At 61.8% G+C, this 22,024-nt stretch carries 21 protein-coding genes and 1 tRNA gene; 15 read left to right on the top strand and 7 right to left on the bottom strand.

Annotated elements, in window-relative coordinates:
- Window positions 1-8: 8 nt before the first annotated feature.
- The 8 genes from trbE (at window position 9) to ACVILL_RS03605 (ending at window position 8,019) form a co-directional block, all read left to right on the top strand.
- The gene (gene trbE / locus ACVILL_RS03640) at window positions 9-2,450 is read left to right on the top strand and encodes a conjugal transfer protein TrbE (protein ID WP_456727897.1); all 2,442 of its coding nucleotides are present in this window, start codon (window positions 9-11) and stop codon (window positions 2,448-2,450) included.
- The gene (gene trbJ / locus ACVILL_RS03635; protein ID WP_456727896.1) at window positions 2,447-3,175 is read left to right on the top strand and encodes a P-type conjugative transfer protein TrbJ; all 729 of its coding nucleotides are present in this window, start codon (window positions 2,447-2,449) and stop codon (window positions 3,173-3,175) included. Before trbE ends, trbJ begins: the two co-directional genes overlap by 4 nt.
- Window positions 3,175-3,543 carry a putative entry exclusion protein TrbK-alt gene (gene trbK-alt / locus ACVILL_RS03630; protein ID WP_456727895.1) on the top strand — a complete coding sequence of 123 codons (369 nt, stop codon included), beginning with the start codon at window positions 3,175-3,177 and terminating at the stop codon, window positions 3,541-3,543. Before trbJ ends, trbK-alt begins: the two co-directional genes overlap by 1 nt.
- Window positions 3,540-4,769, top strand: coding sequence for a P-type conjugative transfer protein TrbL (gene trbL, locus ACVILL_RS03625; RefSeq protein WP_456727894.1), 1,230 nt, complete (start codon window positions 3,540-3,542; stop codon window positions 4,767-4,769). The genes trbK-alt and trbL overlap by 4 nt, the downstream gene beginning before the upstream one ends.
- Window positions 4,770-4,861: 92 nt before the next feature.
- The gene (trbF, locus tag ACVILL_RS03620; RefSeq protein WP_456727893.1) at window positions 4,862-5,545 is read left to right on the top strand and encodes a conjugal transfer protein TrbF; all 684 of its coding nucleotides are present in this window, start codon (window positions 4,862-4,864) and stop codon (window positions 5,543-5,545) included.
- Complete coding sequence (trbG, locus tag ACVILL_RS03615; protein WP_456727892.1) at window positions 5,542-6,576, top strand: P-type conjugative transfer protein TrbG; 1,035 nt, start codon at window positions 5,542-5,544, stop codon at window positions 6,574-6,576. The genes trbF and trbG overlap by 4 nt, the downstream gene beginning before the upstream one ends.
- Window positions 6,573-7,778, top strand: a complete 1,206-nt coding sequence (locus ACVILL_RS03610; RefSeq protein ID WP_456727891.1) for a TrbI/VirB10 family protein — start codon at window positions 6,573-6,575, stop codon at window positions 7,776-7,778. The genes trbG and ACVILL_RS03610 overlap by 4 nt, the downstream gene beginning before the upstream one ends.
- Before the next feature lie 4 nt (window positions 7,779-7,782).
- Window positions 7,783-8,019, top strand: a complete 237-nt coding sequence (locus ACVILL_RS03605; protein WP_050421574.1) for a DUF2274 domain-containing protein — start codon at window positions 7,783-7,785, stop codon at window positions 8,017-8,019.
- A 195-nt stretch (window positions 8,020-8,214) separates the two neighbouring features.
- On the opposite strand, the gene ACVILL_RS03600 is transcribed toward ACVILL_RS03605, so the two are convergent.
- The 3 genes from ACVILL_RS03600 to ACVILL_RS03590 all read right to left on the bottom strand — a co-directional run bounded on the left by ACVILL_RS03600 (window position 8,215) and on the right by ACVILL_RS03590 (window position 11,347).
- Complete coding sequence (locus ACVILL_RS03600; protein ID WP_456724630.1) at window positions 8,215-9,123, bottom strand: TauD/TfdA dioxygenase family protein; 909 nt, start codon at window positions 9,121-9,123, stop codon at window positions 8,215-8,217.
- A gap of 246 nt (window positions 9,124-9,369) precedes the next feature.
- On the bottom strand, window positions 9,370-10,050 hold the full coding sequence (locus tag ACVILL_RS03595) for an HAD family hydrolase (RefSeq protein WP_456727890.1): 681 nt from the start codon (window positions 10,048-10,050) through the stop codon (window positions 9,370-9,372).
- Between the two features lie 667 nt (window positions 10,051-10,717).
- Window positions 10,718-11,347 carry an FMN-binding negative transcriptional regulator gene (locus ACVILL_RS03590; RefSeq protein ID WP_456727889.1) on the bottom strand — a complete coding sequence of 210 codons (630 nt, stop codon included), beginning with the start codon at window positions 11,345-11,347 and terminating at the stop codon, window positions 10,718-10,720.
- Window positions 11,348-11,472: 125 nt separating this feature from the next.
- Between ACVILL_RS03590 and ACVILL_RS03585 the strand changes: the two genes are divergently transcribed.
- Entirely contained in the window at window positions 11,473-11,979 is a 507-nt protein-coding gene (locus ACVILL_RS03585; protein WP_456727888.1) for a hypothetical protein, read from the top strand.
- Between the two features lie 468 nt (window positions 11,980-12,447).
- Window positions 12,448-12,720, top strand: coding sequence for a hypothetical protein (locus ACVILL_RS03580; RefSeq protein ID WP_456727887.1), 273 nt, complete (start codon window positions 12,448-12,450; stop codon window positions 12,718-12,720).
- 783 nt (window positions 12,721-13,503) lie between these two features.
- Here ACVILL_RS03580 and ACVILL_RS03575 read toward each other — a convergent pair.
- The 3 genes from ACVILL_RS03575 to ACVILL_RS03565 form a co-directional block, all read right to left on the bottom strand.
- Window positions 13,504-13,578: transfer RNA gene (locus tag ACVILL_RS03575), tRNA-Val, on the bottom strand.
- Window positions 13,579-13,736: 158 nt separating this feature from the next.
- The gene (locus tag ACVILL_RS03570; RefSeq protein WP_456727886.1) at window positions 13,737-15,032 is read right to left on the bottom strand and encodes a hypothetical protein; all 1,296 of its coding nucleotides are present in this window, start codon (window positions 15,030-15,032) and stop codon (window positions 13,737-13,739) included.
- A gap of 145 nt (window positions 15,033-15,177) precedes the next feature.
- Window positions 15,178-15,783 carry a DUF1134 domain-containing protein gene (locus ACVILL_RS03565; protein WP_456727885.1) on the bottom strand — a complete coding sequence of 202 codons (606 nt, stop codon included), beginning with the start codon at window positions 15,781-15,783 and terminating at the stop codon, window positions 15,178-15,180.
- Window positions 15,784-15,936: 153 nt separating this feature from the next.
- Between ACVILL_RS03565 and ACVILL_RS03560 the strand changes: the two genes are divergently transcribed.
- Window positions 15,937-16,401, top strand: a complete 465-nt coding sequence (locus ACVILL_RS03560; protein ID WP_456727884.1) for a YHS domain-containing (seleno)protein — start codon at window positions 15,937-15,939, stop codon at window positions 16,399-16,401.
- Here ACVILL_RS03560 and cysQ read toward each other — a convergent pair whose 3' ends face one another.
- A complete protein-coding gene (gene cysQ / locus ACVILL_RS03555; RefSeq protein ID WP_456727883.1) occupies window positions 16,402-17,229 on the bottom strand; it encodes a 3'(2'),5'-bisphosphate nucleotidase CysQ in 828 nt (275 codons plus the stop codon). It lies immediately after the preceding gene.
- Window positions 17,230-17,471: 242 nt separating this feature from the next.
- On the opposite strand from cysQ, the gene chpT reads away from it, so the two are divergent.
- The 4 genes from chpT to ACVILL_RS03535 all read left to right on the top strand — a co-directional run bounded on the left by chpT (window position 17,472) and on the right by ACVILL_RS03535 (window position 21,974).
- Window positions 17,472-18,119, top strand: coding sequence for a histidine phosphotransferase ChpT (gene chpT / locus ACVILL_RS03550; protein ID WP_456727882.1), 648 nt, complete (start codon window positions 17,472-17,474; stop codon window positions 18,117-18,119).
- Window positions 18,120-18,312: 193 nt separating this feature from the next.
- Window positions 18,313-21,051 (top strand): hybrid sensor histidine kinase/response regulator, encoded by a 2,739-nt coding sequence (locus ACVILL_RS03545; RefSeq protein ID WP_456727881.1) that lies wholly within the window; start codon window positions 18,313-18,315, stop codon window positions 21,049-21,051.
- 23 nt (window positions 21,052-21,074) lie between these two features.
- Entirely contained in the window at window positions 21,075-21,545 is a 471-nt protein-coding gene (locus tag ACVILL_RS03540; protein WP_456727880.1) for a chemotaxis protein CheW, read from the top strand.
- Window positions 21,546-21,608: 63 nt separating this feature from the next.
- Entirely contained in the window at window positions 21,609-21,974 is a 366-nt protein-coding gene (locus tag ACVILL_RS03535; protein WP_021081912.1) for a response regulator, read from the top strand.
- The last annotated feature ends 50 nt before the right edge of the window (window positions 21,975-22,024 follow it).

The following is a 22,024-nucleotide window of genomic DNA, read 5'->3' as shown; positions in this document are numbered from 1 at the left end:
TCTCGGTCATGATGAACCTTGCCGAATATCGTCATTCCAACGCGCGTCTCGCCGACTTCCTGCCCTGGGCAGCCCTCGTCGACGAGGGAATCATCCTGAACAAGGACGGCTCGTTCCAGCGGACGGCAAAATTCCGGGGGCCTGACCTCGACAGCGCGGTGCCGGCCGAACTTGTCGGCGTCGCTGGTCGCCTGAATAGCGCCCTGCGCCGTCTGGGATCTGGTTGGGCGGTCTTCGTTGAAGCGCAACGCCATTTTGCGGGTGCTTACCCGCCGAACACCTTTCCGGATGTTGCGTCCGCGTTGGTCGACGCCGAGCGCAGAGCTCAGTTCGAAGAGGCGGGCGCCCATTATGAGTCCAGCTATTTCCTGACCGTCCTCTACCTGCCCCCGGAAGAGGGCGCTGCCCGGGCAGAGCGACTGCTCTATGAGGGCCGGGATCGGACCGTCGGAGCAGACGCGCGCGAGGTGCTCCGCCGGTTTGTCGATCAAACCAACCGCGTGCTGCAGCTCTTTGAAGGATTTATGCCGGAATGCGCCTGGCTCGATGATCAGGACACGTTGACCTACCTGCACTCGACGATCTCGACCAAGCGTCACCGCGTTCGCGTGCCCGAAATTCCGATGTACATCGATGCGCTGTTGGCCGACCAGCCGCTGACCGGTGGGCTAGAGCCGATGTTGGGCTCAGCCAAAATTCGGGTCCTGACGATTGTCGGCTTTCCGGGCGCCACGACCCCGGGAATCCTGGACGACCTGAATCGCCTGCCATTCTCGTATCGTTGGTCGACCCGCGCGATCATGCTCGACAAGACCGACGCCACCAGGCTGCTGACCAAGATTCGGCGGCAGTGGTTCGCCAAGCGAAAGTCCATCGGCGCCATCCTCAAGGAGGTCATGACCAACGAGGCGTCGACGCTGCTCGATACCGACGCGCACAACAAGGCGCTTGATGCCGACGCGGCCTTGCAGGAACTGGGGTCGGATCAGATCGGACAAGCCTTTGTCACGGCGACCATCACTGTCTGGGACGGAGATGCCGGTGCTGCCGATGAGAAGTTGCGGCTGGTCGAGAAGGTCATTCAGGGGCGTGATTTCACCTGCATGATCGAGACGGTGAACGCCGTCGAAGCCTGGCTCGGCAGTCTGCCGGGACATGTCTACGCCAATGTGCGGCAGCCACCGATTTCGACTCTCAACCTCGCCCATATGATTCCGATGTCGGCCGTGTGGGCCGGCGAGACGAGGGATCTGCACTTTAAGGGTCCGCCTCTGTTGTTCGGCAAGACGGAGGGATCAACGCCGTTCCGCTTCTCCCTCCACGTCGGCGACGTCGGTCATACCCTTGTGGTGGGCCCGACCGGTGCCGGCAAATCCGTGTTGCTAGCTCTGATGGCGTTGCAATTCCGCCGTTATCCGAATTCTCAGGTCTTTGCGTTCGATTTCGGCGGCTCAATTCGGGCGGCCGCGCTCGCCATGGGCGGTGACTGGCATGATTTGGGCGGCGCCTTGTCTGACGGAGGCGGTCAACCCGTTGCGCTGCAGCCGCTGGCCTGGATTGATGATCCTTCCGAGCGCGGATGGGCGACGGAATGGATCGGCGCGATCCTGGCACGGGAAAAGGTCGAGATCACCCCGGAGGTCAAGGATCATCTGTGGTCGGCGCTGACATCTCTCGCTTCGGCGCCGAGGCAGGAGCGGACCTTGACGGGCCTGTCAGTCCTTCTTCAATTGAACTCCCTGAAGCGCGCCCTGCAACCATATTGCCTGGGCGGACCTTCCGGGCGCTTGCTTGATGCCGAATTCGAGCGTCTCGGCGAGGCGTCGGTCCAGGCGTTTGAGACCGAAGGCTTGATCGGAACGAGTGCGGCGCCGGCCGTGCTGGCGTACCTCTTCCATCGTATTGGTGATCGTCTCGATGGCCGGCCGACACTCCTGATTGTCGACGAGGGGTGGCTTGCCCTCGATGACGAGGATTTTGCGGGGCAACTCCGGGAATGGCTGAAGACGCTTCGGAAGAAGAACGCGTCCGTCATCTTCGCCACCCAGTCGCTTTCGGACATTGATGGCTCTGCGATCGCGCCGGCCATCATCGAAAGCTGCCCAACGCGCCTGTTGCTGCCGAACGAACGGGCGATCGAACCGCAGATCGCTGCCATCTATCGCCGTTTCGGCCTCAATGACCGCCAGATCGAACTTCTGAGCCGGGCAACGTCAAAGCGCGACTACTATTGCCAGTCTCGTCGCGGCAACCGGATGTTCGAACTTGGCCTTGGTGAGATTGCGCTCGCATTCACCGCAGCCTCTTCCAGGACAGACCAGGTCGCGATTACGCAGCTCATCGCCGAACGTGGACCCGACGGCTTCGTGCCTGCCTGGCTCGAGCAACGTGGCGTCGCCTGGGCGAACGATCTGATCCCCAATCTCGTCAATCTGGAGAAATCGCTATGAGAGCTCTTGGCCTATTGGCGACCACGACCGCCTTCGCTCTGGTATTTGGTGTTGCGGTGCCCGCGAAGGCGCTGATTGTCTTTGATCCCAACAACTACGTCCAGAATGTCCTGACGGCCGCGCGAGAACTCCAGCAGATCAATAATCAGATCACCTCGTTGCAGAACGAGGCGCAGATGCTGATCAATCAGGCAAAGAACCTTGCAAATTTGCCGTATTCGTCGCTGCAGCAACTGCAAGCCTCGATCCAGCGGACTCAGCAATTGCTGGCACAGGCCCAGCGCATCACCTACGACGTCCAGCAGATCGACCGCGCCTTCTCGACGAGCTACGCGCCAGCGACCGGCAGCCAGTCGAACCAGCTACTGATCTCCAACGCTCAATCGCGCTGGCAAAATACTTACTCGGCAACTCAGGACGCGCTTCGCGTCCAGGCCGGCATCGTCGGCAACCTCGACACCAATCGTATCCAGACATCCACACTCGTAACATCAAGCCAGGGTGCCAGCGGCGCGCTGCAGGCAACGCAGGCTGGCAATCAGATCCTTGCGCTGAATGTACAGCAGCTCGCCGATCTTACAGCTGTCGTGACGGCGCAGGGCAGGGCGCAGAGCCTAGAAGCTGCTCAGCGCGCCTCGGCTCAAGATCAAGGACGAGAACAGCTTCGGCGGTTCCTGACACCGGGGCAGGGCTATCAATCCTCCAACGTGCAGATGTTTCACTGATGACCGACGTAAAGGCATTCAAGGCGCTATCGCTGCTTACGACAATCGGCCTGGTGGCCGTCGCTGCCTGCACGATTCAACTGCGTGGCGGAGACGATTCTCCGCCGGCATCGAAGGCGGAGCAGACGACCGATGCAACCGCCTCCGATCTCGCACGCTGCCGCGGCGTCACTCGGGAGGAAGCAGCGGGCTATCGGCATTGTAGGCGCGTTTGGGACGAAAATCGGCGCCGTTTCTTTGGCAAAAAGGACAGCGCCGCAGCTTCCGGCCACGATGAGCCAACCAGTTCGATAGCTGTCTTAAAGGATCAAAGTCGGATTCCTCAGGGATATCCCAACCTTGCGACACCTGAGGTGAGCAAGCCATGACTGGTACCGGGATCATTGACCAGTTTCTGGAAACATTCACGCGTTATATCGATACCGGATTCGGGTTGCTGGGAAGTGACGTCGGTTATCTCGCGACGACTCTTGCCGCGATCGACGTCACACTCGCCGCCTTGTTCTGGAGTTGGGGAACGGACGAGGACATCATCGCACGTCTCGTCAAGAAGACGCTTTTCGTCGGCGTCTTTGCTTACCTCATCGGCAACTGGAATGGCTTGGCGCGCATTGTTTTCGAGAGTTTTGCGGGTCTTGGGCTGAAAGCATCGGGCGCAAGCCTGTCCGCATCCGACTTTCTGAGACCGGGAAAGATCGCTCAAGTCGGACTCGATGCCGGCCGACCGTTGCTCGATTCGATCTCCAACCTGATGGGCTACATCAGTTTCTTCGAGAATTTCGTCCAGATCATCATCCTCCTGTTCGCCTGGGTCGCAGTGTTGCTCGCCTTCTTCATTTTGGCGATTCAGCTCTTTGTCACCCTGATTGAGTTCAAGCTTACGACACTGGCCGGCTTCGTGCTCATTCCATTTGGTCTGTTTGGCAAGACCGCCTTTGCGGCGGAGCGGGTTTTGGGCAATGTCATATCTTCAGGGATCAAGGTTCTGGTCCTGGCCGTCATCGTAGGCATCGGCTCGACCCTGTTCTCTCAGTTCACCTCTGGTTTCGGCGGCGCACAGCCGACCATTGAAGACGCGATGACACTGGTGCTCGCGGCGCTCTCCTTGCTGGGGCTCGGTATCTTCGGTCCGGGTATCGCAAACGGCCTGGTGTCGGGCGGACCTCAGCTCGGCGCGGGTGCCGCGATTGGAACAGGCCTTGCTGCCGGCGGCATTGTTGCGGCAGGCGCAGGTGTTGTTGCCGGTGGCGCTGGCCTCGCTGGTGGGGCGATTGCAGGCGCCGCGCGCGGTGGCGGCGCTGTCATAAGCGGAGTATCAGCCGCCTATCGCAGCGGCGGCCTTGCCGGCGTCGCGGAGGCTGGCACTTCGGCTGCCATGAGTCCGTTACGTCGTGCGGCGGCTGCGCTCGGCGGAAGTGGGGAAGCCGGCGCACAGGCCGCGAGCACCTCGGCCGAAGGTCAGCCCGATTGGGCGCGGCGCATGAAGCGTGCCGAGACTATTCGGCACGGCGCATCGGCCGCCGGCCACGCGGTTCGCTCAGGCGATCACGGCGGCAGCGGCTCCTCCGTCGATTTGTCTGAAGGAGAGCGCTGAGACGCACCACTGCACCCCAACGCAGAGCAGCACCTCAAACCCTTCCCTCGCACGACTTGAAACCGATCACTTGATCGCAGGGGCAAACATCGATGTTCAAACGACCATCAGTTCACTACGGGCGCATGCCCGAACCGATCACGCCTTATCAAAAGGCAGCCCAAGTTTGGGACGAACGCATTGGATCTGCCCGCGTGCAGGCCAAGAACTGGCGCTTGATGGCGTTCGGTTGCTTGACGTTATCAGCCGGTCTCGCAGGTAGCCTTGTTTGGCAATCGAGCCAAGGCTCGATCACGCCCTGGGTGGTCGAAGTCGATCAACTCGGCCGGACACAAAGGGTTGCGCCGGCCAACATCGACTATCAACCCAACGACGCTCAGATAGCCTACCATCTGGCGCGCTTTATCGAGGATGTTAGAGGCCTGCCCGCCGACGGCATCGTTCTGCGCCAAAACTGGCTCCGGGCCTATGATTTTACGACGGATCGTGGCGCCGCTGCGCTGAACGACTATGCGCGCAACAATGACCCCTTTGCCAAGCTGGGTAAGGCGCAAATTTCTGTCGACGTCTCGAGCGTCATTCGTGCGTCGTCGGAAAGCTTCCGGGTCGCATGGACTCAGCGCACCTACGACAACGGATCGTTGAGCTCGACGGAGCGTTGGACCGCGATTCTTACGATCGTGATCGAAACGCCGCGCGATGCCGAACGCCTGCGCAAGAATCCCCTTGGCGTCTACGTCCGCGCCATCAACTGGTCAAAGGAGTTGAGTCAGTGACCAAGACGCCGTCTGACGTTCATTCGAAGCGTTTCCTCCTGCACAGCAAGCTCAATGTGCCTCGGCCCGAGTTTGTGACCTCAAAGCAAGCGCTCCTGTCGGCGCTCTTGCTTTGTTTGTCGGCGCTCGGCGGGTGCGCGACCTACGTACCGCCGGAGATCAGCTATGACGCGGAGGTCCCGCCGCTGCCGGCAGCTCCAGTGGCACTGGACGACAGCTCGCGGCCGCTTCACGTTCCACCGCTCTGGAAGCCAACTCTCGGCGGCAAATCGGCCGAGAAGGAAAAGCCCGAACCCGTGAGCCGGGTTGAGACGGCAAACAGCGCAGCGAGGGTCGAACCGCGCAAACGTGGGTATTTCAACGCGGCGCAAATCTACGCTTACAGTCCTGGCGCACTCTATCAGGTTTACGCCGCGCCCGGGCAGATCACGGATATCGCGCTCGAGGAAGGAGAACAGTTGACTGGAGCAGGGCCGATCGCGGCCGGAGATACCGTACGCTGGGTCGTGGGCGATACCGAGAGCGGGAGCGGCGACACACGGCGCGTCCATATCCTGGTCAAGCCGACCCGAGCTTCGATTGAGACCAACCTGGTGGTCAATACTGACCGGCGCACTTACCTGATCGAACTCCGCTCCCGCGAGCGACCATACATGCCGTCTGTTGCCTGGTACTATCCAGAGGCGGTACGCGAACGGTCGCGTTCAGCTGCGCTGAAGCCCGTTCTTCCGGGTCCGGCGCAGCGCATCTCCCGCTATGCCATCGAGGGGGACAGTCCTCCCTGGCGGCCGCTCGCCGCATATGACGATGGCCGCAAGGTCTATGTCGAATTCCCGCAAGGCATCGTGCAAGGCGAGATGCCTCCGCTCTTTGTCATCGGTCCAGATGGCAAGACCGAACTCGTCAACTATCGCGCTTACGGCAACGTATTGATTGTCGATCGACTCTTTGCAGCCGCCGAACTGCGGCTCGGCGGCGAGCACCAGCAGAAGGTCCGTATTGTCAGGACCGACGGGAGGCCGTCGTCATGAACAATGGAAACGATCACGAGCAAGCAGTTCCGCCGGCGACACAAGGCGAGCCGTCCGAAAGCTTCCGCTTGAGAGCTGACCATCCACGCGTCACGCGGTTGTCGCGGAAGGTCTTGGCCGGCGGAAGCGCCGTTGCATTGCTCGTCATCGGCGGAACTGTGTTGTGGTCGCTACAGAGCAATCGCTCCCGTAATCAAGCGGCCGATGAGCTTTACAGTACCGACCACCACAATGTTGCGGACGGCATTACGACGCTGCCGAAGGACTATGCTGGCGTTCCGCGCCAACCCGTCCCACAGCTTGGTCCGCCGCTCCCCGGGGATCTCGGTCGACCGATCCTTGCCGCCCAAGGCCAGCCACCGGCGATCGGCGCTGATCCGGACCAGCAGCGCCGAGATCAAGAGTCCGAGGCAGCCCGCATCAGTCATCTATTCGCTTCGTCCAATGGAGGAGGAGTGCGTGCGCCCACCGCTGCGACGGTTGGAAGCGACCGCGCCGTGCTACCGAACGCAACGAGCACTGGCGACGATGGATCTGCGCAGAACGGCCAGGACCGCAAGCTTGCCTTCGTGAACGCCTCTGTGGATCGTCGCACGGTAAGCCCTGACCGCATTACTCGGCCGGCTTCACCCTACATCGTACAGGCTGGAACTGTGATTCCGGGAGCTCTGATTACGGGGATTAGATCGGATCTTCCAGGCCAAATCACCGCGCAGGTGACAGAAAACGTGTACGACACACCCACCGGTCGATTCTTGTTAGTGCCGCAGGGCGCGCGTCTGATCGGGGTCTACGACAGCCAGGTCACTTTCGGCCAGTCACGCGTCCTACTCGTCTGGACCCGGCTGATCATGCCGAATGGACGTTCCATCGTTCTCGAGCGACAATCTGGCGCTGACGCTGCCGGATATGCAGGCCTCGAAGATCAGGTCGATAATCACTGGGGCGAGCTGTTCAAGGCTGCGGCACTATCGACGTTTCTGGCGGTCGGGACTGAACTGGGGGCCGGCTCGGACACCAACAGCAACGACAGCGCCATCATCCAGGCATTACGACACGGTGCCTCCGACTCACTAAACGAAACCGGACAGCAGGTGGTTCGACGCAGTCTCAACATCCAGCCTACTTTGACCGTACGACCTGGTTTCCCGGTTCGTGTTCTTGTCAATCGTGACCTCATACTTACGCCGTATAGAGGGTGACAACATGCCAAAGCTCAAAATAGGAGAGCTTCCAGATGACAAGCCGGTCAAAGTGAGCGCGGAGCTGCCGGCGGCCGTGCATCGCGATCTCATTGCATATGCAGAAGCCCTTACGCGTCAAGGTGGTCAAGTGGTCGAACCGACTAAGCTCATCGCTCCCATGTTGGCGCGCTTTATGGCCACGGATCGAGGATTTTCTAAATTGAAACGTGGCGGCCGCGTACCGGTCGCCGGCGAATGACAGTGATGCTCAAGGCTTCTCGAAGTTGCCAGTCAAAGCTAACAGTACGATGCATCAACCGAGACGCTGCCGGGTTTGGCCCGTGAGCTAAGATATCGTGTCGGAAAGCGTGTTCCTGCGTCTGCCCCGAAATAACTCTGATTGCCCCGGCTTTCTCTGTCTTCAGACGCAAGAGCGCCTGGCGTCGATCGGCATTTATTCGGTGACCTTCAAGCGCGGTACACTGCTCCGGCCATCGACGCTGATAGGCACGTCGCCCTCGATTGTCGCCCGACGTACGACGCGATGCCCGTCCCCGTAATCGTTGACGGCGTAATGCTGCGTTGCGCGGTTATCCCATATCGCGATATCGCCCACTAACCAGTTCCAGCGCACAGTGTTTTCGGGCGCGGTGATATGAGACTGGAACAGATCGAAGAGCTTTTGTCCGTCGTATTTGGAGATCCCAACAAAGTGCTTCACCAAAGCTCCGAGCACTAGCGTCCGCTCGCCTGTTTCGGGGTGGACGCGCACGACGGGATGCTCGGTCTCAAAAACCGTTCTGGTGAATACCTCGTCGAAGTGTTTCTTGTCCACCTCGCGGACACGCGCGATCCCGGCGTAATCGAAAACGTTGCTGTGAACGGCCCATAGCTCCTCGGCAAGCCGTTGTAGCGGCGGCGGCAGATCGAGATACGCGGAAGCTGTGTTCGACCACACGGTGTCGCCTCCGAAAGCTGGCATTACTACGGCCCGCAGGACTAAAATCTTGGGATAGGCATCGGCGAAGGTCCCATCCGCATGCCAAACATCGGCGCGACCGCCGCCGCGAGTGGAGTCCAGTTCGAGGAGCGAGGCCGTCCCCCTGGCGGCGCCGAGCATCGGATGCGGCGTTAGCTTTCCAAGACGAGCAGCAAAGCGCTCCTGTTCAACGTCATTGAGATGTCGTTGGTTGCGGAAGAAGATCACCTTGTGCTCGAGCAGCAAGCTGTTGATCGCAGCGATCGTGCGGTCCGGTAGATCGCCCGATAGCTCGATATTTTTGACTTCGGCACCGATGCGCGCTGCACGTTTCAGAACATCGGCGCCCGGAATGACGTCACCGATCAAAGCCGTTGTGCTCATGTTGTTTTTCCAAGCCCTTGAAGTTTCTGCTTTTCGAGGCGGATGATCTTCAGCAAGCAACGTGCCAGGCGAAAGAAGAACATGTAGCCCCCATGGCAACGAATTGCGCTATTTGGCGCGAGTTCTCGGACCAACCGATGATTCGACCGAGCGACAAAGAAGCTCGATCGTCGACCTCACCCACCGAATATGGTGCAAAGAGAGCGGCAGCCGACGGAAGACGTTCAGTTATGTTATTGCAATCACTCAACTGCCCTCAAAAAGGCAATGCTTCCGTAAGATTGGTAATAATTCATGATGATCATAAATCATGTAGTCGGGCCCTGCCGCGCGTAAGCGCCCTTCGGAAACATATCCACCCACGATTGATACGTTGATAAGGCCAAGATTGCGGGCAATCTCGGTCTCAACTGGCATATCGCCCACGATGACAGTTCTTTCTGGGGATAGATCATTAGCCTGCATATACAAGCGCAGCCGTTCTTGCTTGCTCATGCTCATAAACTGAGTTGCGCGGCTCTCAAATGCCAAGATGTCGGTGACGTGAGTCTTGATCCCAAGTCTTCGCAATTGCGTGCGAATTGGTCCAACAATGTGGTTGCTGACAATGACGGTTTGGATGGCTCGCTGATCAGCGGCGAGCAAAACATTTCGAGCCCCTTTACGTAAGGCCGCGTTGCGCGCCAGGAACTCATAAGTGTCGTGAAAAATGGCGTTGTCGTTGCTCTGTACGACTTCGATTTCATCTTTCGACATGCCCAGGTTGCGGAAAAGAACCGAAGGAGGAAGTTCGAACTTCTCTCGAAGCTTGTGCATATCCACAGCTGCGCGACCGAAGCGGCTCAAAATTGCATTGATGGTTTGCAGCACCGCGTTGGCATCATCGAGCAGCGTGCCATTCCAGTCGAAAATAATCGCGGATTTCATGCATAAACCTAAGGCAAATGTGGTCGTGCGATAGAATGTGTTCGAGACTTAGATATTTACTGGTCTACATGTCTGGGGCGATCGTCGCGGTTCGAACAGAGTCGTCACGGATGCAACGTGCACCAGGGAGCTGAACGGGCGGACTGTTCTTCCGAGGCGAGAGGGCGGGTGGAGAGCGTGAGCATTGCTGCTTCTTTAGCTCTGTTTCTGGATCGATTTAGTTGAAGCAATGGCCGTGCCAGCCAGCGTTGGCATGCAATAAGGCCGGGAGGACTTTGGAAGGTCTCAACGCTTACTATGCGCGCTGCACTGGACCTGACACGACATTGCATCTCTGTCAGAATACGGACAAGAGTCTACACGGTGCGGTAAATTCGAGCTGACCGTTCCGTAAGTGAATTCTGCGAGTCAATCGATGGGCCAGGTTGATCTCTCCGAGACCGGTTCATTCTAGTGAGGCAAATTGGGTTCTCAGTACTCGGAATACTAAGTCGAAGCTCCGGGGTGTTGAACAACTTTCGACTGAGAGGACGCCGCTGCAGCCAATCCGCAATGCCTCGACCGGCGTCACGGCAAGACTAATGCCGCTGGAGCCCGTGAGAGCTGCAGATGTAGGCTCGCTCTCTGTCGACCGGCCCTGTTGGCGCCAGTCCTGCGCATTGTAGCCTCAGCCCTGAATCAGGATAAGAGCTGCAACTTCCTGATCCCGTGGCAGTTTGCTCGCCGCCAAGCCGGTGGCGACACCAAGGCGGTCAGGAGCGGGGCGGTTTTGACTCATCTTGCGCTTGCCTTCGACCCTGGTGATGGGGATGCGCACGCCGACGATCTCACGCAACTGGGCGGCGATGAAATCCGCGGGAGCATCGCTGACGGCCCAAGGCGTCGCACGTGACGTCTCATGGATATTCGTCAGACGCGTCACGATTTCAAGCAGGCGATCGGGATCCTCGAAGAACTCGGTCGGCCCATGGGCGTGGACCGCGATGTAATTCCATGTCGGCACCACACGTTCAGATTGTCGTTTGCTGGGATACCAAGATGGCGTCACATAAGCCTCTGCGCCAGCGAAGATCGCGAGAGCTTCTCCGATCGGGGGCGTGCGCCATTGCGGATTGCCCTTCGCTAGGTGGCCGTACAGCGCGCCGTGTTCGCCTTCGCTCTCATCGAGAAAGAGCGGAAGAGGCGTCGCAAGGGGCCCGTCTGATGTGGCCGTGATCAGGTTAGCCAATCGGGCGCAGCGGATTGTCGCTCGAATGTTCTCCAGGTCGTCATCTCGAAAGTGGGGTGGTATGTACATGAAGGTTCTCCGTTGGAGGTCGTCGAGATAAACCCAGGTCAGTATGCTAGAAAACTGCCAGTTTCAGTCGCTCCGTAGAGGTTCCACATTGGATCGAGCCGCCTTGCTCGTCGCCCGGCCGGCTGATGATCGCACCCCCTCACGCACTTCAGGCTGAGCAAGGCAATTGTGATGGACCAAGCGGCAAGTCCGGGTGTACCGGTAGCTCGGTTTTATTCGTCGCTCTGAACGTCTGGGTTTCCTTGAACTGCTGCCCGTTGCCCGAGCCATATTCTCAACTTGGCATCTACAACAGCGGCTTGCTGAGAGCAGAGAATACGGCGGTGCCTCACGGGCATGATTGCGAGCCGGGGCGACGCGAGCGTGCACTGAGAGGGGCCGCTGGACGCAAGAGCCGTTGGCTCGACCGCCGCTGGAGGATCTCGTCGCTTGGCAACAGCTTCGTCAATACCGATGAACACAACATCACCATCTTCCAGAACGGGGATGGTTCATGGGGCGGCAGGCTCACCGAAAAAGCCGCAGGACGCTTCGTTACGGCGAGACGGCGATATGAGTCCGAAGCGAAGGCCAAACTGGCCGCGTTCGACGGGATGATCTTCCTGAAAGATAGACGTGGCTGGGATGGATAGGGCGCCGCCTGTCGGTCTGTTACGTTTCGTCCGGTGGGTTTGTCGAATCGCTTTCCCCGCAATTCACCGATCCGATCCAAGAGTCGCTGCCCCGTCCCAACAAATATCTTTCTACCAATATCCGCATGAACATAGCTGGTTCGCGAGAGCCACCGGGGCTTAGGACTCCACACGATTTGAACTGTCTGTCCACAGGCGAACGACTATGGCATCCAACCCGGAATGGCGGGCTGCGGTGCGCCAATTGCGCGACATGTGGGAACACAAGGCTTGGCCCGACGAGCCGCTCGGTCCGGGTTGGGCCAATGCATTCTCCGATTGGATCGAGAAATTCGGTTTCTGGCGCGTCTCGGACGCGGTTCAGATGGCGTCGGCTCCCCGTCTGAGGACGGCGAGCGGTTGCCTCCGGACATTCGGGACATTCCAAGATACGCCGTGGTAGAGCGCGGCGAGGATCGGGAGCCCGGGATGAAGGGCTGTTATCTCGTCCGCGGCAGGATGCGCTTGAAATTTTACTGCTCGGAAGGCGATGACGAAGTCCTCAAGCTGCTAAGGCACGCAATGCGCGCGGGAGTTTCAGAGTCCGCAATGCACCATGCCGTCGATGATAACACTACGCTTGAGGACTGCTTTGCGGCGATGGGTGTACACCGCACGACATTCCGCATTGCCATGGGGCATCCGATGTTCGACGTGCGTCCCAAAGGACAGCAGGTCTTCGTCCGGCAAGATCCAGAGTGACGAGTTTGGGAGGCCTATCTGCGGAGGACGAGTGGCCGGGGCGCGCCGATCAGCAGGCTGGGTGGCTGGTATTTTCCGAGTCGTTTTCCACCGGTTGATCCCCGCCCAAGAAGGCGAGGCGGTGAGACCGCGCCAGCGAACGATCAGCTCGCGACACGTGCTATTCAATCCTCGTGGTCAGCGTCCTTTCCGCTAGATTTCTCGGCTGCTTCGACAATCGCCTGCGTTCCTCACGATCTCCTTGCGAAGACGCTGTTTGGCGCACATGCGCCGATTCCTGACCGGCGCGCCGGGCGTCGGAGGCGCCTTGTCGGCCGGCCGGAATCTTTGGTTCGGCGTCGGCGCGAAGCCATCCTCGGAACCCGCATTCCAAGGATTGGAAATCGGAGCGGATCCGGAACCGGACCGCCGGCGGGACCGCTCGCACCCGGTTTCCGGCTTCCTGTCGCCCGTGGAATCGAATCCTTCGAACGCCGGGCGGGCTCTTCCCGTCGCCCCGGCGTCAGTTCGCCTGTCGCGCGAAAACCCAGTTCGTCGCGCGTGGCACCTGAGCAACAGCAGCGAAGACGCTGCTGGCAGGCTCGTAGGTGCAGCCAAGGGGTCCGCCTACGATGGTATTCGGATCAGCCAAGCGCATTGATCAGCCTCGAAATCGCAGCGGCCGGACAGGAAGCGATTCTTTGCTAGCCGTGCCGCAAGCGATGTGCCCCCGTTGTGCCCCGACTCCTCTGGGGCACACGCTAAGGGAATCAATCTATTAAATCTTTGAAATCTGGAGCTAAATGGTGGACGCACAAGGGATCGAACCTTGGACCTCTCCCGTGTGAAGGGAACGCTCTCCCGCTGAGCTATGCGTCCGGGACGTGACGTGCCAACGGCCGCTGGCGGCCGGTCGAATAGTGGCGCTTCGTCAGAGCGTGCGATTTACGAAGTGCGGGGTAGGGGTGTCAAGCCAAACCCTGCAGGAATCGAGGCCTGCAAGAATCGAGACCTGCAAGAATCGAGACCTGCCGGAATCAGACTCCCTGCTGGCGGGCACGGGAGGCGTGTGACTGCAGCGCCCGGATGCGCTCGGCGAGCGTGCCGCCGCCTTCGGGCATGCCGCTTGCCTGCGAGACGCCGCTTGCGGCGCCGTTGGCGGGCTTGGCGGCCGCCTTGGCCGGCACGGTCGGCTCCGCCGCCAGCATGGCCTCGATCGCCGAATTCGGCCCCTCGAGCTGGATCGCGAGCTTGGCCACCTCGGCCGCGATGTCGTTGATGCGCTCGCGCAGCAGCGCGTTCTCCATCCGCTCGGTCGCCCACGAACTCTCGGCCTGCTGCTGGATCGCGTTGATGTCGCGCTGCAGCTTGCCGCGCTCGTCGCTGATGATGCGCAGCTGCTCCTCGACCGCGGCCTTCTCCTGGCGCAGCTTCTCGAGCGCCGACGATTTGCCGCCGCCTGCCGCGGCGATCTCCTCGCGCAGCTCCTGCACCGTGCGCTCGGCGGCGGCGTTGGCCTGCTTCAACTGACCGTTCTCGAACTCGCGCTCGGCAAGCAGCTTGCCCTGGGTCGCGAGCCGGGTCTCGAGGTCGGTGACGCGGTTGCCGAGCATCTCGGCTTCCTTGACCTGGACGATCAGCTGGCGGTCGAGATCGGTGACGCGCTGGCTCAGATTCTCGACCCGGCCGCGCGCGTCGGTGAGATCGCGCGTCGCGGTTTCCGACTGGCTGCGCTCCTGCGCGAGACGGGCCTCGGTCGCCGCGAACTCCCGCGCGGCATCGTCGACCCGGTTCTTCAATTCCTCGACCTGGGTCCTGACCGCGACCAGCTCGATCTGGCGGCTGTCTGCCGTCATCGAGCGGTCGCTGAGCTCGGCGTTGATCTTGCCGAGTTCGCTCTGCTTGTCGGTCAGCGCCTGCTCGGCGTTGCGCAACAGATCGGTCTTGGCCGAGAACTCTTCCTCGGTGGCGCGAAGCTGCTCCTTCATGGCCTTCTCGCGCGCTTCCATCGCGAAGATCGCGGCGTTCTTCTCGCCGAGCTCGATCTTCATGCGGTTGATCGCATCGGTCTTCTTGCCGAGCTCGGCGAGCTGGCTCGTGGTCTTGCTCTTGAGCTGGTCGACACTCATCTCGAGCCGGCGGGCCGACATGGCGAATTCGGCGCGGAGCTGGTCCTTGTCGGCCTGGATCTCGGCCATCGACAGCGGGGTGGCCGCCTCCATCCGGCGCGTGGTCAGCCGCACCGCCCGGTTATGCACCAGCGGCAGGATCATCAGGCCGCACAGCATCGAGATCAGGAAACCGATCGCCGCGTACATGATCGGCTCGATCATGAAGGGTCACTCCAAGGAAAGAGGGAATTTGTTAATCACAATGCCACGGCGGGCCAGCCAAAGGCCAGCCCGATCGCCGCGTTAACCTGAATAGCTAACCGTAGCGGAGCGCCCCGGCGCACTCATCCCCCTCGGGGCTTGCGATCTAGAACGGGTTCCAGGTCGCGCGCGGGGTGTATTTGAGATAGCCGACGCTGGCGCCGAGCCGCAAGCCGATGCCCGAGCGAATCGGGACCAGCACGATGTTGTTGGCGGTGAGCGCCGTCATGCCGAAGCCGCCGACGATATAGGCCGAGCCGTCGATGCCGACGAAGCGCTGGTAGATCGCCTGCGTCGAGGGCAGGTTGTAGACCAGCGTCATGGTGCGGGCGCCGTCGCCACCCCAGTCGAAGCCGACCGAGGGACCCTGCCAATAGACCCGGAGGTCGCCGGCGTTCTTGGTGTAGAGGGTGCCTTCGCCATAGCGCAGCCCGGCCACGAACGCGCCGGAGCCTTCCTCGCCGAGCACATAACCGTTGGGCAGACCCCATTGGCTGACGGCGCGTTCGATCACCGAGGCGAGCCCGCGCGAAACGTTGCCGAAGAACTTGTGTCCGGCGCCAACCAGTTCGTCGGGCCCGTAAGTATACGGGGTCGGTTCACGTTGTGGCGATGGATATTGCGGCGGTGGGGGCTGCTGCGCGGACGCCCCTGCGCTCCAGCACATCAGCGCGGCAAACGCGACCGCGGCAAGGCGTGATGCGAAAGTCATAAAGAACCCCTGCTATCGAAATCTGGGCGTTGCCCCTTAACCCGATGCCAACAGGCACGGCTCTAGGTTGCGCCCAGTGTCCCCTCGACTCGGATGTTATCGGTACCAACTATGACGGCACAACGGCAGGAAAGATATGGATGGTGCCGAGGGATGGCGTTTTTCGGCCTGTTGGCGGGCATTTTGGCGGCCGTCGCGCCCGGTCTGCCTGTTCGGGCCACCACGACCGAGCGCGTGGTGACGAACCGCTACTCGGGACTTGCGATCGAGGGATTCGATCCCGTCGCCTATTTCACCGACGCCGCCGCCACCCCGGGGCGGCCGGAATTCGAGGCCGCCGAGAGCGGCGTGGTCTGGCGTTTCCGCAACGAGGGCAACCGCGCCTCGTTCGTGGCGCATCCCGAAATCTATGGACCGCAGTTCGGCGGCTACGATCCGACCGATCTGGTGCGAGGCGTGACCTGCGCGGGCAATCCGCGATTCTGGGCCGTCGTCGGGAACAGGCTTTATCTGTTCAACCGGGAACACAGCCGCGATGCCTTCGCCGCCGATCCCGCGCGCTATCTGAAGGAAGCCGCGGCGCGCTGGCCGGAGCTGGAAGAGAGGCTCGCGCAGTAATCACGGCGCCGCGGCGGGGTCGCCCCAGGCCATGAATTCGGGCACCAGGAAGTCCTCGCGGCCCAGTCCGAAATGCAACGGGTGCCCGTGCGAATCGGTGACCTTGCCGCCGGCTGCCACGACGACCGCGTGGCCGGCCGCCACATCCCATTCGGATGTCGGCGACAGACGCGGATAGACATCGACCTGGCCTTCGGCGACGCGGCCGAATTTGACCGCCGATCCCAGCACCGCGCGGACGGCGCCGCCGCGCTGGTCGATGAAGGCTTCGGTGCGCGCATCGCCATGCGAGCGGCTCACCGCAACGGTCCAAGGCGCGCCGCGCGGCGGACAGGGACGGGTCTTGATCGGCACGGCCTGCGCAACCGCGCCGTTCTGCAGCGTCAACCGCTCCGCGCCCTTGCCGACGATGCCGCGCCAGATCAGGCCGAGCGCGGGCGCGCCGACGATGCCGAGCAGCGGCACGCCCTGCGTGACCAGCGCCACATTGACGGTGAATTCATTGCGGCCGGCGACGAACTCCTTGGTGCCGTCGAGCGGATCGATCAGGAAGAAACTGCCCTTGTAGGGCGGCGTCGCCAGATGGACGCGCTCCTCCGACAGCAGCGACACATGCGGCGCGAGCCGCGTCAGTCCCTCGACGATGATGCGATCGGCGGCGAGGTCGGCCTCGGTGACCGGTGAGCCGTCACTCTTGCCGGTCACATTCATGACGGACCGGTTGACCGCAAGAATCGCCTCGCCGGCGCGGATTACCAGTTCAGTCAGCGATTCGAGCAGCGTGGCGGCGGCCTCGCAGCCGATCAGGGACGGCTGTGCCTTATTCATGGGCGGGGTCTCATATCCTGTTTGTGTTCCCTGAGATCGTGATGCGATGACAAGGCATCGCGTCATGATCGCATCTCCTTGTTTGAGCATGATCTTTTCGGAAAGCCGGTTTCCACTTTTCCGGATCATGCTTTATCAGTCCTGCCGCAAGCTGGCAGCATCCGTCTGCCCGGTGTATCAAGCCGACAGGCATGCGTGATTCGCACTCCTCGGTCGGCGTGCGGCTTTCCAGGAAACAATTGATGTCTGGCACTTCGTCTCCCGGTCCCGCTCCCGATGCGCTCGAACTCGCAGCGCTGCTGTGCTCGCGGGTCTGTCACGATCTCATCAGTCCGGTCGGTGCGATCGTCAATGGGCTCGAGGTCCTTGACGACAATCCCAAGCCCGAAGATCGCGACTTCGCGCTCGACCTGATCCGCAAGAGCGCCAAGACCGCTTCGGCGCGGCTGCAGTTCTGCCGGCTGGCGTTCGGTGCCGCCGGTTCCTCCGGCGCGCAGATCGACCTCGGCGATGCCCAGAACATGGCGAGGGGGCATATCGAGGACGGCAAGGTGACGCTGACCTGGAATCTGCCGCGGCTGCTGCTGCCCAAAAATCGCGTCAAGCTGCTGTTGAACATGCTGGTGATCGCGCAGCAGACGATCCCGCGCGGCGGCACGCTCACGATCGATCCGGCCGGCGAGGGCGAGGCGATGAGCTTCCGCATCACGGCCGCGGGTCTCAACGCGCGCGTGCCGCAGAACATCGTCGACCTGCTCAATGCAAGCTCGTCGAACACGGTCGATGCGCATGCGGTGCAGCCGCATTACACGCGCCTGCTGGCGGAAGCCTGCGGGCTGAAGGTGACGCTGATGCTCGACGGCGACAAGGTCATCATCGCAGCGTCCTGAACGCCGCCGCGGGAACATCATTAATCAAAGGTTACGACGGGCCGCGCGATTCAATCGCGCGGCCTTATCTCTTTGTTGATCCCGTTCTTTTCCATTTGCTCAACCAAACTTAAACGCTTTGCGGAGAAGCTGACCCAAGTTCCGTCAGGCGCGTCGATGCCGCGTGCCGCTGCGTATTTGAAGGTTGGTTTTCATGGACGATCTGTTGCGCGAGTTCCTGACGGAGAGCAGCGAGAGCCTGGATACGGTCGACAACCAGCTGGTGCAGTTCGAGCAGGATCCGAACAACGCCAAGATCCTGGATAACATTTTCCGCCTGGTGCACACCATCAAGGGGACCTGCGGCTTCCTCGGGCTGCCGCGGCTGGAAGCGCTGGCGCATGCCGGCGAGACGTTGATGGGCAAATTCCGCGACGGTATGCCGGTGAAGGCGGAAGCCGTAACGCTGATCCTGTCCTCGATCGACCGCATCAAGGAGATCCTGGGCGGGCTGGAGGCGACCGAGGCCGAGCCCGAGGGCAACGACCGCGACCTGATCGATCAGTTAGAGGCCATGGTCGAGCATGGCATGGCGGCGATGTCCGATTCGACGCAGTCGATGCCGGCAGCCGCTGAAGACGACGTGCCCGTCGTCGAAGCGCCGTCGGTGCAGGCGGCGATGAGCGAAGGCACGCTGGTGGCGCAGACGCTGGAGCGTCCGCTGCGTCCGGGTGAGGTCTCGCTCGACGAGCTCGAGCGCGCCTTCCGCGAGACCGAGACCGAAGTGACGGCACCCGCGCCGGTCGCGAAGCCCGCCGCCGCAGCACCTGCAGCCGAGCCGGCCGAGACCGCGAAGAAGCCGGCCCGCAAGACCGCAGCCGAGACCGACGTCCAGGAAGGCGACAAGATCGCCAACCAGTCGATCCGCGTCAACGTCGACACCCTCGAACATCTCATGACCATGGTCTCCGAGCTGGTGCTGACCCGCAACCAGCTGCTCGAGATCAGCAGACGCAACGAGGACACCGAGTTCAAGGTGCCGCTGCAGCGGCTCTCCAACGTCACCGCCGAGCTGCAGGAAGGCGTCATGAAGACGCGGATGCAGCCGATCGGCAATGCCTGGCAGAAGCTGCCGCGCATCGTCCGCGACCTCTCCGGCGAACTCGGCAAGCAGATCGAACTGGAGATGCACGGCGCCGACACCGAGCTCGACCGCCAGGTGCTCGACCTGATCAAGGATCCGTTGACGCACATGGTGCGCAACTCCGCCGATCATGGCCTGGAGACCACCGCCGAGCGGGTTGCGGCCGGCAAGGGAGAGCAGGGCACCATCCGCCTGTCCGCCTATCACGAGGGCGGCCACATCATCATCTGCATCGCCGACAATGGCCGCGGGCTCAACACCGAGCGGATCAAGGCCAAGGCACTCCAGAACGGTCTCGTCACCGAGGCCGAGCTGGAGAAGATGACCGAGGCCCAGATCCACAAGTTCATCTTCGCGCCGGGCTTCTCGACCGCGGCGCAAGTGACCTCGGTGTCCGGCCGCGGCGTCGGCATGGACGTGGTGCGCACCAATATCGACCAGATCGGCGGCACCATCGACATCAAGAGCGTGGCCGGCGAGGGCGCTTCCGTCACCATCAAGATCCCGCTGACCCTGGCGATCGTCTCCGCGCTGATCGTGGAAGCCGGCGGCGACCGTTTTGCGATCCCTCAATTGTCCGTGGTCGAGCTGGTGCGGGCCCGCGCCAACTCCGAGCACCGCATCGAGCGGATCAAGGACACCGCAGTGCTGCGCCTGCGCAACAAGCTGCTGCCGCTGATCCATCTCAAGAAGCTCCTGAAGATCGACGACGGCGCGACCACCAGCGATGCCGAGAACGGTTTCATCGTGGTCACCCAGGTCGGCAGCCAGACGTTCGGCATCGTGGTCGACGGCGTGTTCCACACCGAGGAGATCGTGGTCAAGCCGATGTCCACCAAACTGCGGCACATCGACATGTTCTCCGGCAACACCATTTTGGGCGATGGCGCCGTGATCATGATCATCGACCCCAACGGCATCGCCAAGGCACTCGGCGCCGCCGGCTCCTCGGCCCATGACATGGCCGACGACAACGCCAGTGCGCACGCCGCGAGCGGCGAGCAGCTCACCTCGCTGCTGGTGTTCCGCGCCGGCTCCTCGCAGCCCAAGGCGGTGCCGCTCGGCCTCGTCACCCGCCTGGAGGAGATCGCAACCGACAAGATCGAGCTCTCGAACGGCCGCTACATGGTGCAGTACCGCGAGCAGCTGATGCCGCTGGTGCAGATGGCCGGCGTCGAGGTGCAGAGCCAGGGGTCGCAGCCGATCCTGGTGTTCGCCGACGACGGCCGCTCGATGGGGCTCGTGGTCGACGAGATCATCGACATCGTCGAGGAGCGGCTCAACATCGAGGTCGCGGGCTCGCAGGACGGCATTTTGGGCTCGGCCGTGATCAAGGGCCAGGCCACCGAGGTGATCGACGTCGGCCACTTCCTGCCGATGGCGTTCGCCGACTGGTTCTCGCGCAAGGAGATGCGTCCCTCGGCCTCGGCGCAATCGGTGCTCTTGGTCGACGACTCCGCGTTCTTCCGCAACATGCTGGCGCCGGTCTTGAAGGCCGCCGGGTACAAGGTCAGGACCGCGGGCGGCGCACAGGAAGGGCTCGCCGCGCTGCGCTCGGGGCAAAGCTTCGACGTCGTGCTGACCGACATCGAGATGCCCGAGATGAACGGGTTTGAGTTCGCCGAGAACATCCGATCCGACCACAATCTCAACCAGCTGCCGATCATCGCGCTGTCGGCAATGGTGTCGCCGGCGGCGATCGAGCGCGGCCGGCAGGCCGGCTTCCACGACTACGTCGCAAAATTTGATCGTCCGGGACTGATCGCGGCGCTGAAAGAACAGACCGCTGAACTGCGCCGGGCGGCTTGATCGGGCTTGAAGGGGTAACAGTGATGACCAGCAAGACCGAGACGGCTGAAGGCGCCATGGCCGAATACGTCACCGCCGTGATCGGCGGGCAGCTGTTCGGCCTGCCGATCTCGCGGGTGCAGGACGTGTTCATGCCGGAGCGGCTGACGCGGGTGCCGCTGGCCTCCAGCGAGATCGCCGGCGTGCTCAATCTGCGCGGCCGCATCGTCACCGTGGTCGACATGCGCGCCCGGCTCGGGCTGCCGAAGGCCGATGACGGCAAGCCGCCGATGGCGGTCGGCGTCGACCAGCGCGGCGAATCCTACGGCCTGCTGATCGACCAGATCGGCGAGGTGCTGCGGCTGCCCGACGACAGCCGCGAGGACAATCCCGTCAACCTCGATCCCCGCATGGCCAAGCTCGCCGGCGGCGTCCACCGCCTCGACGGCCAGCTCATGGTCGTCCTCGATGTCGATCGCGTGCTCGAACTGGTGCCCGACGCCAAAGCGGCGTGAACAGGGCCGATAGAACTGAAGAACTGAAACATCCCACCGGGGATGAGGAAGGTGAGGTCGCAGATGAGAACCTGTCTTGTTGTCGATGACTCCAGCGTCATTCGCAAGGTCGCCCGCCGCATCCTGGAAGGGCTCGATTTCACGATCGTCGAGGCCGAGGACGGCGCCAAGGCGCTTGAAGCCTGCAAGCGCGCGATGCCTGAAGCCGTGCTGCTCGACTGGAACATGCCTGTCATGGACGGCTACGAGTTTCTCGGCAATCTCCGCCGCATGCCCGGCGGTGATCAGCCCAAGGTCGTGTTCTGCACCACCGAGAATGACGTCGCGCATATCGCACGCGCGCTGCATGCCGGTGCCAACGAATACATCATGAAGCCGTTCGACCGGGATATCGTCACCGCGAAGTTCCAGGAAGTCGGCCTCATCTAGGTCCCCGTTCGATCCGGCGGCAGAAGCCTTCGGCTCAACGGTTGTTGTGC

The organism is Bradyrhizobium sp. USDA 3364 (assembly GCF_054056355.1).
This window is presented reverse-complemented; position numbering and strand designations above follow the sequence as displayed.

What these genes read in the sequence shown, in the direction of transcription:
- trbE (WP_456727897.1), top strand. Translation starts at nt 9, where the DNA reads ATGATGAACCTTGCCGAATATCGTCATTCCAACGCGCGTCTCGCCGAC.
- trbJ (WP_456727896.1), top strand. Translation starts at nt 2,447, where the DNA reads ATGAGAGCTCTTGGCCTATTGGCGACCACGACCGCCTTCGCTCTGGTA.
- trbK-alt (WP_456727895.1), top strand. Translation starts at nt 3,175, where the DNA reads ATGACCGACGTAAAGGCATTCAAGGCGCTATCGCTGCTTACGACAATC.
- trbL (WP_456727894.1), top strand. Translation starts at nt 3,540, where the DNA reads ATGACTGGTACCGGGATCATTGACCAGTTTCTGGAAACATTCACGCGT.
- trbF (WP_456727893.1), top strand. Translation starts at nt 4,862, where the DNA reads ATGTTCAAACGACCATCAGTTCACTACGGGCGCATGCCCGAACCGATC.
- ACVILL_RS03610 (WP_456727891.1), top strand. Translation starts at nt 6,573, where the DNA reads ATGAACAATGGAAACGATCACGAGCAAGCAGTTCCGCCGGCGACACAA.
- ACVILL_RS03605 (WP_050421574.1), top strand. Translation starts at nt 7,783, where the DNA reads ATGCCAAAGCTCAAAATAGGAGAGCTTCCAGATGACAAGCCGGTCAAA.
- ACVILL_RS03600 (WP_456724630.1), bottom strand. Translation starts at nt 9,123, where the DNA reads ATGAGCACAACGGCTTTGATCGGTGACGTCATTCCGGGCGCCGATGTT.
- ACVILL_RS03595 (WP_456727890.1), bottom strand. Translation starts at nt 10,050, where the DNA reads ATGAAATCCGCGATTATTTTCGACTGGAATGGCACGCTGCTCGATGAT.
- ACVILL_RS03590 (WP_456727889.1), bottom strand. Translation starts at nt 11,347, where the DNA reads ATGTACATACCACCCCACTTTCGAGATGACGACCTGGAGAACATTCGA.
- ACVILL_RS03585 (WP_456727888.1), top strand. Translation starts at nt 11,473, where the DNA reads ATGATCGCACCCCCTCACGCACTTCAGGCTGAGCAAGGCAATTGTGAT.
- ACVILL_RS03580 (WP_456727887.1), top strand. Translation starts at nt 12,448, where the DNA reads ATGAAGGGCTGTTATCTCGTCCGCGGCAGGATGCGCTTGAAATTTTAC.
- ACVILL_RS03570 (WP_456727886.1), bottom strand. Translation starts at nt 15,032, where the DNA reads ATGATCGAGCCGATCATGTACGCGGCGATCGGTTTCCTGATCTCGATG.
- ACVILL_RS03565 (WP_456727885.1), bottom strand. Translation starts at nt 15,783, where the DNA reads ATGACTTTCGCATCACGCCTTGCCGCGGTCGCGTTTGCCGCGCTGATG.
- ACVILL_RS03560 (WP_456727884.1), top strand. Translation starts at nt 15,937, where the DNA reads ATGGCGTTTTTCGGCCTGTTGGCGGGCATTTTGGCGGCCGTCGCGCCC.
- cysQ (WP_456727883.1), bottom strand. Translation starts at nt 17,229, where the DNA reads ATGAATAAGGCACAGCCGTCCCTGATCGGCTGCGAGGCCGCCGCCACG.
- chpT (WP_456727882.1), top strand. Translation starts at nt 17,472, where the DNA reads ATGTCTGGCACTTCGTCTCCCGGTCCCGCTCCCGATGCGCTCGAACTC.
- ACVILL_RS03545 (WP_456727881.1), top strand. Translation starts at nt 18,313, where the DNA reads ATGGACGATCTGTTGCGCGAGTTCCTGACGGAGAGCAGCGAGAGCCTG.
- ACVILL_RS03540 (WP_456727880.1), top strand. Translation starts at nt 21,075, where the DNA reads ATGACCAGCAAGACCGAGACGGCTGAAGGCGCCATGGCCGAATACGTC.
- ACVILL_RS03535 (WP_021081912.1), top strand. Translation starts at nt 21,609, where the DNA reads ATGAGAACCTGTCTTGTTGTCGATGACTCCAGCGTCATTCGCAAGGTC.